Source organism: Lactococcus sp. DD01, assembly GCF_001578715.1.
Classification (GTDB): domain Bacteria; phylum Bacillota; class Bacilli; order Lactobacillales; family Streptococcaceae; genus Lactococcus; species Lactococcus petauri.
This window is the reverse complement of record NZ_KQ968939.1, coordinates 1,402,890-1,411,350: the sequence shown is the minus strand read 5'-3', so window position 1 is coordinate 1,411,350 and position 8,461 is coordinate 1,402,890. Positions and strand designations below refer to the sequence as shown.

Annotated in this window: 9 protein-coding genes; 8 read left to right on the top strand and 1 reads right to left on the bottom strand. The window is 38.2% G+C overall.

The window, feature by feature from the left end:
* The first annotated feature begins 162 nt into the window (after nucleotides 1-162).
* From comGE to LACDD01_RS06815, 3 genes are all read left to right on the top strand, one after another.
* Nucleotides 163-567, top strand: a complete 405-nt coding sequence (gene comGE, locus LACDD01_RS06825) for a competence type IV pilus minor pilin ComGE (RefSeq protein WP_231863395.1) — start codon at nucleotides 163-165, stop codon at nucleotides 565-567.
* The gene (gene comGF, locus LACDD01_RS06820) at nucleotides 548-988 is read left to right on the top strand and encodes a competence type IV pilus minor pilin ComGF (protein WP_061413894.1); all 441 of its coding nucleotides are present in this window, start codon (nucleotides 548-550) and stop codon (nucleotides 986-988) included. The genes comGE and comGF overlap by 20 nt, the downstream gene beginning before the upstream one ends.
* Before the next feature lie 231 nt (nucleotides 989-1,219).
* A complete protein-coding gene (locus tag LACDD01_RS06815; protein WP_019336001.1) occupies nucleotides 1,220-2,065 on the top strand; it encodes a metal ABC transporter solute-binding protein, Zn/Mn family in 846 nt (281 codons plus the stop codon).
* 70 nt (nucleotides 2,066-2,135) lie between these two features.
* On the opposite strand, the gene LACDD01_RS06810 is transcribed toward LACDD01_RS06815, so the two are convergent.
* A complete protein-coding gene (locus LACDD01_RS06810) occupies nucleotides 2,136-3,020 on the bottom strand; it encodes an RluA family pseudouridine synthase (RefSeq protein ID WP_019291442.1) in 885 nt (294 codons plus the stop codon).
* 76 nt (nucleotides 3,021-3,096) lie between these two features.
* On the opposite strand from LACDD01_RS06810, the gene LACDD01_RS06805 reads away from it, so the two are divergent.
* The 5 genes from LACDD01_RS06805 to nusG all read left to right on the top strand — a co-directional run bounded on the left by LACDD01_RS06805 (nucleotide 3,097) and on the right by nusG (nucleotide 8,448).
* Entirely contained in the window at nucleotides 3,097-5,382 is a 2,286-nt protein-coding gene (locus LACDD01_RS06805) for a PBP1A family penicillin-binding protein (RefSeq protein WP_061413892.1), read from the top strand.
* A gap of 168 nt (nucleotides 5,383-5,550) precedes the next feature.
* Nucleotides 5,551-7,386 carry an acyltransferase family protein gene (locus LACDD01_RS06800; RefSeq protein ID WP_019335998.1) on the top strand — a complete coding sequence of 612 codons (1,836 nt, stop codon included), beginning with the start codon at nucleotides 5,551-5,553 and terminating at the stop codon, nucleotides 7,384-7,386.
* A gap of 41 nt (nucleotides 7,387-7,427) precedes the next feature.
* A complete protein-coding gene (gene rpmG, locus LACDD01_RS11565) occupies nucleotides 7,428-7,577 on the top strand; it encodes a 50S ribosomal protein L33 (RefSeq protein WP_003134525.1) in 150 nt (49 codons plus the stop codon).
* Nucleotides 7,578-7,582: 5 nt separating this feature from the next.
* The gene (gene secE / locus LACDD01_RS06795; RefSeq protein ID WP_003133731.1) at nucleotides 7,583-7,780 is read left to right on the top strand and encodes a preprotein translocase subunit SecE; all 198 of its coding nucleotides are present in this window, start codon (nucleotides 7,583-7,585) and stop codon (nucleotides 7,778-7,780) included.
* Between the two features lie 107 nt (nucleotides 7,781-7,887).
* The gene (gene nusG, locus LACDD01_RS06790; RefSeq protein ID WP_003133733.1) at nucleotides 7,888-8,448 is read left to right on the top strand and encodes a transcription termination/antitermination protein NusG; all 561 of its coding nucleotides are present in this window, start codon (nucleotides 7,888-7,890) and stop codon (nucleotides 8,446-8,448) included.
* The last annotated feature ends 13 nt before the right edge of the window (nucleotides 8,449-8,461 follow it).

Below are 8,461 nucleotides of genomic sequence, written 5' to 3'. Positions count from 1 at the left end.
CGATAGCACGCGCAGAGATTTTTATTTTACAATTTGAACGACTTTATAAGGATACCCAGCGTATGGCAGGATTAAAGGGACAGCAACAGACATTGAGTGCGAGTAATGGCACACTATACAGTCACGAGGAAGTACTGAAAGTTCCAGAGGAGGTTGAAATAAATGATTTTTCTATTACTTTTGATCAAAAATCAGGCAACTCGAGCCTACAAAAAATTACAATATTTCTTCCTTATCAGAAAAAAACCATCTCTTATCAATTGGAAATTGGAAGCGGGAAATATAAGAAAAAAATCACTTGAAGCATATCTTCTATTAGAGAGCTTAATTGCTATGAGTTTGCTTGTCTTTTTCGTCACGGTTATTTTAGAACAAGCTATTCAGATTAAGAAACAAACAGAGATGGAAAATAGGGATATCGAGGCCTTAAATGTCGCTCATATGGCAATAGATACGGGGAAAAAATATTTGAAATTAAATGGTGTGGAGATTTCGATTGAGGAAACTACTTCGCAAATGACTATCCGTGAGTCGGGAAAGGTCTTGATTGTTCTTGAAAAAAATTAAAGTTACAGCCTTTACTCTCCTGGAATCACTCCTTGCTTTACTCGTGTTAGTAGGTACTTTTTCCCTTTTTCTAGATATGACTAAAATTTTTCATGAAGAAGTAAAACGAGCAACAACAGATCAGACCCAAGATTGGCAACTTTTTTGCAGTCTACTGAGAAGCGAACTTGAGGGAGCAAGCTTAGATAAGGTGGAAAATAACTATCTTTATGTCCGCAAAAATGTCAATCTAAGATTTGGTCTTTCCTCCAAAGGAGATTTTCGGAAAACTAATGCTAATGGGCGAGGTTATCAACCAATGATCCATCATGTAAAAAATGCTAAAATCAGCCAGGAGGGAGAGCAGGTAAAAATTATCTTGTCTTTTGAAAAAGGAGGAGACCGCATATTTCTTTACAAGTTCTCAGAAAAAGAAAGTTAAGAGCCAGTATTTTACTCTATACACTGGTCATTTCTCTTCTTTTCAGCTTGCTTTTACAGTATTATTTGCAAGGAGCTATTAATGCTAGAAAACAACGCTTATTACAACGGAATCAACTCCAACTGCAGTTAAGAGAAAAGATCATACAGCGTGAAAAACATGACAGATAAAAAATAGTTAACTGGTAGTTAACCGGTTGACTTTGTTTTGAATTTGTATTATACTATCTTTATGAAAAAATATACCCTTCTATTACTTATCCCAGTCTTGCTCTTATTGACAGCTTGTCAAAAAACAGCAAGTGAGAAACCACAAATTGTGACAACATTTGAGCCAATGTATGAGTTTACGAAAGCTGTCGTTGGTGATAAAGTTGACATTATTAATATCGTTCCTGCTAATCAAGAAGCACATGATTTTGAGCCAAGTGCAAAAGACATGACTACTTTGACGAATGCAGATGCTATTATTTATAATTCAAAATATCTTGAAAAATGGGCACCTTCTGTAAAAAATAAAGGTGTTAAAATAGAAGCAAGTACACCCGTAGAAAAAATTGGTGATGACCCGCATACATGGGTAAGCCCTAAAGCAGCCTTACTTGAAGTCCGCTATATCGCAGATGAATTATCAAAAAAATTCCCTGAATATAAGGAAGATTTCACTAAAAATGCTGATGAGTATATTGGAAAGTTGAAAAAAATAGATCAAGACTTTGATCAATTGAAAAATGCTAAAAATAAAACGTTTATCACACAGCACGAAGCTTTTGGCTACCTGGGCCGTGATTATGGATTGACAACAATTGCCATTACAGGCCTTGATCCTGAAGCAGAGCCTTCAAGTGCAACATTGATTAAACTGAAAAATGAGATGCAAAAAGCAAATTTAAATACTGTTTATTTTGAAGATAACTCTAGCAGTAAGCTAGCGGAGACTTTAGCCAAGGAAGCAGGAGCCAAGTTGTTGGTGATTAACCCTGTTGAGGGATTGACCGATGAACAAAAAAAATCAGGTGAAAGTTACCTGACAATTATGGAAGAAAACCTAAAATCACTGAAAGAAACAATTAAATAAGACTTAAGCTTATTTTAAGAAGCTTTCACTATAATAAAGACCTTCCTAAAAAAATCTTTTCATAAAACTCCTAAGGTCTACTTTTCGAAAGTAGGCTTTTTTTGCCTTGTTGAAAAGTCTGGCTAGATGCTTTAATTTCTATTAATTCCTCTGTGAAAGGATGAAAGAAATATATTTTTTCTGCGTGAAGCATCAAGCGCTGATTTTTTAACGCTAGATTATAGAGGGGATCACCGACGATAGGATGCCTTTCACTGGAAAGGTGAACTCGTATTTGGTGCGTACGGCCGGTATCAAGAGTACATCTTACAAGGGAGTGCCTGTGTTCTTTTTCGAGTACAGTCACATGCGTAATGGCTCTTTTTCCATTTTTACTGGTGACATATTTTTTTCGGTCGTGCCGATCTCTTCCAATATTTTTATTAAGAGTTAAGCTTTTTTCGTTAAAATAACCTTGTACAACTGCCAAATAAGAGCGATGTATTTTATTTTCCTCAAACATTTTACCCAAAATGGGCAGAATTAATTGGTTTTTGGCAAAGAGGACTGCTCCAGAGGTCTCCTTGTCCAAGCGATGAACGACATGTACGGGGCTCTTCAGGCGAGCTGTCACGTGATTTTGTAGGGCAATTTCCTCAGCAGTGTTGCCATGAGTTTTCATGCCTTCGGGTTTATTTACAATAACAAGGTGTTCATCTTCATACAGGATATCGGCAAGATGAGGGTTGCCTACGGGAACCTCCAGCTGCCTGAAATCGTCGTCATCAAAAATAAGAGTAACTTCGTCTTGGGGCTTTATAGAATCCTCCCAGTCTGCCAATGTGCCGTTAAGGAAGACATGTTTTTTGGTTCGTAAAAGGTGTCTTTGTTTGCGTGGAACGAGCCAAGTGTGCTCCAGTAAATGCGAAACACTTTGCTTTTTAATTTTTTTTGGTAAAATTAAACTAAATTTCATATAGAATATTGTAACACAAAGGCTTTTTTTGTTAGAATAGGCAAAATATAGAATACAAAAGGATTTTTAAAAAATCATGTCAGAAAAAGATCAAAATTTTAGTCGTCGTGCTAAAAACAAGAAATCATCTAAAAAAATAGAAAATAATAATGAAGAAGAAAAAGAGCTGAAAGAAGCGGAAATTCCGCTTGAAGACCTTAAAGGCATAAAAAAATATTTAAGAATGATGGCGCCTTATACAGAAAAAATAAGGCAATTTTTATGTCCAGTAAAACGTTTCTGGAAAAAGTATAATTTAACTAAAATTACTATTATTGCTATTTTGGTTATGATTCTTGCTGTTGGTTCTTATTTGTTCTATTTGGCAAAAACGGCCAATGTATCCATCTTGCAAAAATCCATTGATGCGCAAACGCAAATTGTGGACAAAAATGGTGATGAAGCAGGATTACTTTATGGAAGTAAAGGAACAACAGTTAAGTTTGATGCCATAAGTGACAATATTAAAAATGCCGTAGTCGCCACCGAGGACCGTACTTTTTATAAGAACCATGGGGTTAATCTGAGTCGCTTTAGCTTAGCAGTTGTTACTTTGGGGCGGTTTGGTGGTGGATCTACCATTACGCAGCAGTTGGCCAAAAATGCCTACCTTACTCAGAAACAAACGATTGACCGTAAAGCCCGGGAATTTTTCCTCGCTTTAGAAATCAATAAACATTACAGTAAACAAGACATTCTTACAATGTATCTGAATAACGCTTATTTTGGAAATGGTGTTTGGGGGATTGAAGATGCCAGTAAAAAATACTTTGGAGTCTCAGCAAATGCAGTTACCGTAGATGAGGCCGCTACGCTTGCGGGGATGCTGAAAGGTCCAGAAATTTATAACCCGCTTTACCAGGACGGAAAATATGCGACACCGCGACGAGATACGGTACTGCAGAACATGGTCAGTGCAGGCTACCTCACGCAGTCAGAAGCAGACAGTTATGCATCGGTCGATCTGGCCTCTCGGGTAAAAGATACTTATGTTTCTCAGTCAGAAGCTTACAAGTATCCAAGCTATTTCAATGCTGTGATTGCGGAAGCTGAACGCAAATATGGCCTTAGCTTGCAGGACATTATGAATGACGGTTATAAGATTTATACAACTTTGGATCAAAACAAGCAAGCAGGGATGCAGGTCACTTATGACAATGCCGCACTTTTCCCACAAGCTGCAGATGGCACGCACGCACAGTCAGGTTCGGTGGCAATCAATCCGAAAACTGGTGGCGTCGAGGCTCTTGTTGGTAATGTCACTTCAGAAGACCATAACAGTTTCCTTGACTTTAACTATGCCACACAATCGAAACGTTCGACAGGTTCAGTTATCAAACCGTTAATCGCCTATCTGCCCGCAGTCCAAGCAGGTTGGCCAATCGATAAAGTATTGGAAGATAAACCAACAACTTATGGCAATTGGACACCGCAAAATTACAGTGGAGAGTACCTGGGTACTGTACCAATGTATCAAGCTTTAGCTAACTCCTACAATATTCCTGCTATTAATACTTATCGTGATATCACTCCAGAAAAAGGGAATGCTGTTGGGCGTGAATTTGGTTTGAATCTCAATAAAAAAGATGAAAACAACACTTTATCAACCGTTCTTGGTTCTGGTGTCGAAACAAATCCTTGGGAAATGGCTCAAGCTTTTGCAACTTTCGCGAATGAGGGTGTAATGAACAGCGCGCATTTGATTACTAAAATTGAAAATGCAGCTGGGGATACAATCGCAACAGCCAACGTGACACAAAAACGGATTATGACCAAAGAAGTAGCAGAGAAGATGAATTCCATGATGTTGGGTACATTTACCAACGGTTCAGCTTGGAATGCTGCACCGGCAAGCTATGCAATGGCAGGTAAAACAGGGACAAATAATACGACTGACCAATGGGTGGTTGGTTATACACCTGACATTGCGATTGCACTATGGATTGGTTTCCCGAATGAGACAAATGAGCAGCAACAACTAGAAGGTTCTTCTGAGGGGCAACCTTCAGTCATCTTCCGGAATATAGCCAGCTATTTGCTTCCTTATACAGATGGAACCGCCTTTACAGCTGAAAATGCCTATGCCATGCATAATATTGCACCGATAACTCCAGCTTGGACAGCTCTACGTGATCAACAAGATGCAATTGTTTATCAAGAGCAAAGTGCACAAAACAGTTCAGGAAATATGCCACAAACAGAAGATTCTAGCAGTGATTCTTCTGAAAAAGGCAGCGGATTTGATTTCCAAAAAACAGTAGATGATGCTAAAAATGCTACCAAAGATGTTTGGGATAAAATTACTGGTTTTTTCGGTAGGTAAATTGTTCTAAAACAGCATGAAAAGTGATAAAATAAGGGTAGTGCATAGATGAGAAAAAGAGTCATGGCACGGCTCTTTTTCTTGCAAATATATGAAAAAAATTATTGGAATAAAAATATAAAAAGAGAATAATAAAAGTGAATCTTACTTTTTAGAAGGAGGACAGTTTTGGAAGCAAAAAAACGCTACGTAACAGGTTTTAATGGCTTACGTACCCTTGGGGTTCTTGCTGTCATTTTGTATCATCTTTATCCACAGAAAATCCAAGGAGGATTTTTAGGCGTTGTTCTCTTCTTTGTGTTGTCCGGCTACTTAGTCACGGATTCACTACTAAGAGAATATACTAAAACTAAAAAGATAAGACCACTTAAGTTTTGGGGGAAAAGAGCCAAGCGTATTTACCCCATGCTCTTGGCTGTTTTCTTGATTGTTTCGCCTTATTTGTTCTTCTTCCAACAAAATCAGATGAAGGGCCTCAGGTCAAACTTTCTCTCAAGTATTTTTATGGTGCAAAACTGGTGGCAAATTCAGCAGGGATCATCCTACTTTGCTGATGCTGCAGGAGAATCACCTTTTAAGCATATATATTATCTGGCGATTGAAGGACAATTCTTTATTTTCTGGCCGCTCATTATGATCTTTTTAGTGAAGGTCATTCGGAGTAAGAAGCACAGTTTCCTTCTGACAAACTTTTTAGCCATTCTCTCATTGATTCTGATGATTGCTCAGTATAAGGTTGGGCAAGATCCAACGCGTGTGTATTATGGCACAGATACCCGTATTTTTAGTCTCCTGATGGGGGCAAGTATGGCTTTCATTTGGCCAATGAACAAAATGCCTGCCAAGTTGAATAAAAAAGGACAAGCTTTTGGACGTAACCTTTTATGGGGCGTGCTTGCACTGACTTTAATCTTATATGTTTTTATGCCGGCACAAAGTCCAGTGACTTACTATGGCGGCCTTTGGTTTGTCAGTCTCTTAACAATGTTATTAATCCTTTTGGTTGTTCATCCGGGCTTGAAAGCAAATAAAATATTTTCAAATAAACTTTTTGATTATATTGGTTCACGTTCGTATGGGATTTATCTCTGGCAATTACCAGTCTTTGCTTTAGTTGCTGCTAAAGTCGTTAATCCGACAAGTTGGTACAACGTCATTTGGCAGTTGGCCTTGATTTTTGCCTTATCTGAGTTTTCATATCGCTTTATTGAACGTCCGCTCGTTGCTTATGATTACAGCAACTTATGGCCTTGGGTGATGACAAAAGTTGAGCAAATTAAGCAAGAAAAATGGCGCGCCTTACCCGTCCGCGTAATCCTAGTGTCCGTTTTAGTGCTTGTATCACTCATTATGATTCTTACTTCTCCAAAATCACCACATGATCAGCAAGTGTTAGAAGCTCGAATTATGGAGCAACAAAAAGCGCTTGAAGCTGCAAACTTAAAAGCTGCTAATGCCCGTGTCAGCACGCCACTAAAGACTATCGCTGAAAAATATGGCGTTGATCCAGTGGTTGCAGAAAGAGCAAGCAAGATGCAAATTTTTGCAGTTGGTGATTCTGTGATGGTTGCAGGGTCAACCACTCTACAGGAAGCCTTCCCAAGAATGACGATAAAAGCTGTTGTTGGTGAGCAAGTAGATGGTGGAGCGACCATTTTAGCAGAGAATAAAGAAGCAGTTGAAAAAGCAGATGCTGTCTTAATTGGTCTTGGAACTAATGGCACACTGACCGTTGGCAATACAAATTACGTGGAAAAAATTATGGAAGAAGTTGGTGATAAACCGGTCTTCTGGATTAATAATCAAATGCCACGCCCGTGGGAAAGCAATAACAATGAACAATTAGAAGCGATGGCTAAGAAGTATCCTAACTTGACAATCATCGATTGGCATGGCTTATCAGCAAATCAAAGTTCATGGTTCTATAGTGATGCTATCCATCCGAAGGACCAAGGGGCAATTAATTATACACGCCTTGTCTTAGAAAATATGACAAAAAAATAGAGAGATTTGTATTTTTCTCTTAGTTCTGCTAAAATAATAGCATGTTAAAAAAAGCAGGATTGGCCTGTACGGTGTGCGGTTCGAGAAACTACTCTCTTCAACTGTCGGGTACAGCAAAAGAAAAACGCATAGAAGTCAAGAAGTTTTGCTCACGCTGTGGCAAACATACTTTGCATAAGGAAACGAGATAAGTCAAATGTTTAAATTTATTGGAAGTGTTGTCAAAGAAATGAAGTTAACAACGTGGCCGACACGTAAGCAGTCTGTCATTGATTTTTTCATGGTTATTGAATATACAGTTTTCTTCCTCATCTTTTTGATGATCTTTGACTGGGTAACACAAAATGGTATCACAAGTGCTGTACAGCATCTGCTTCCATTTGTACGTAATTAGTGATATAATGAAAGAAGAGGCGAAAGCCTTTTTCTTATACAATCCGTTCAGAACATGAACTCAGAAATTTGAAACTAAAAAATAAAAAACAATAAAGAGGTACTCCAATGGACGAAAGTACATTAACAAGTTTTGACCAAGGCTGGTTTGTTATCCAAACTTATTCTGGTTACGAGAAAAAAGTAAAAGAAGATTTACTTGAACGTGCAGAACTTTATAACATGGCAGATAAAATTCTTCGTGTTGAAATTCCGACAGAAACAGTTCGCTCAGAAGTAAACGGTAAGATGAAAGATGTTGAAGAAAATCTCTTCCCAGGTTATGTTTTGGTAGAAATGAACATGACAGATGAAGCTTGGTTTATCGTTCGTAATACACCGAACGTTACAGGTTTCGTCGGATCACACGGTAACCGTTCAAAACCAACGCCACTTTTTGAAGAAGAAATTCAAGAAATCCTTATTGGTATGGGTAAAGTTGTACGTGAAATTGATTTTGATATCTTTGTGGGTAAACGTGTACGTATCATTGATGGCGCCTTCTCAGGATTTGAAGCACCAATCACAGAAGTCCTAGGCGACGATAAGATTAAAGTTATGGTCGATATGTTTGGTCGTGAAACACCAGTAGAGCTTGATTTACACCAAATCGAAGAAGTTGAAGGATAAAAAATAAGAGCGT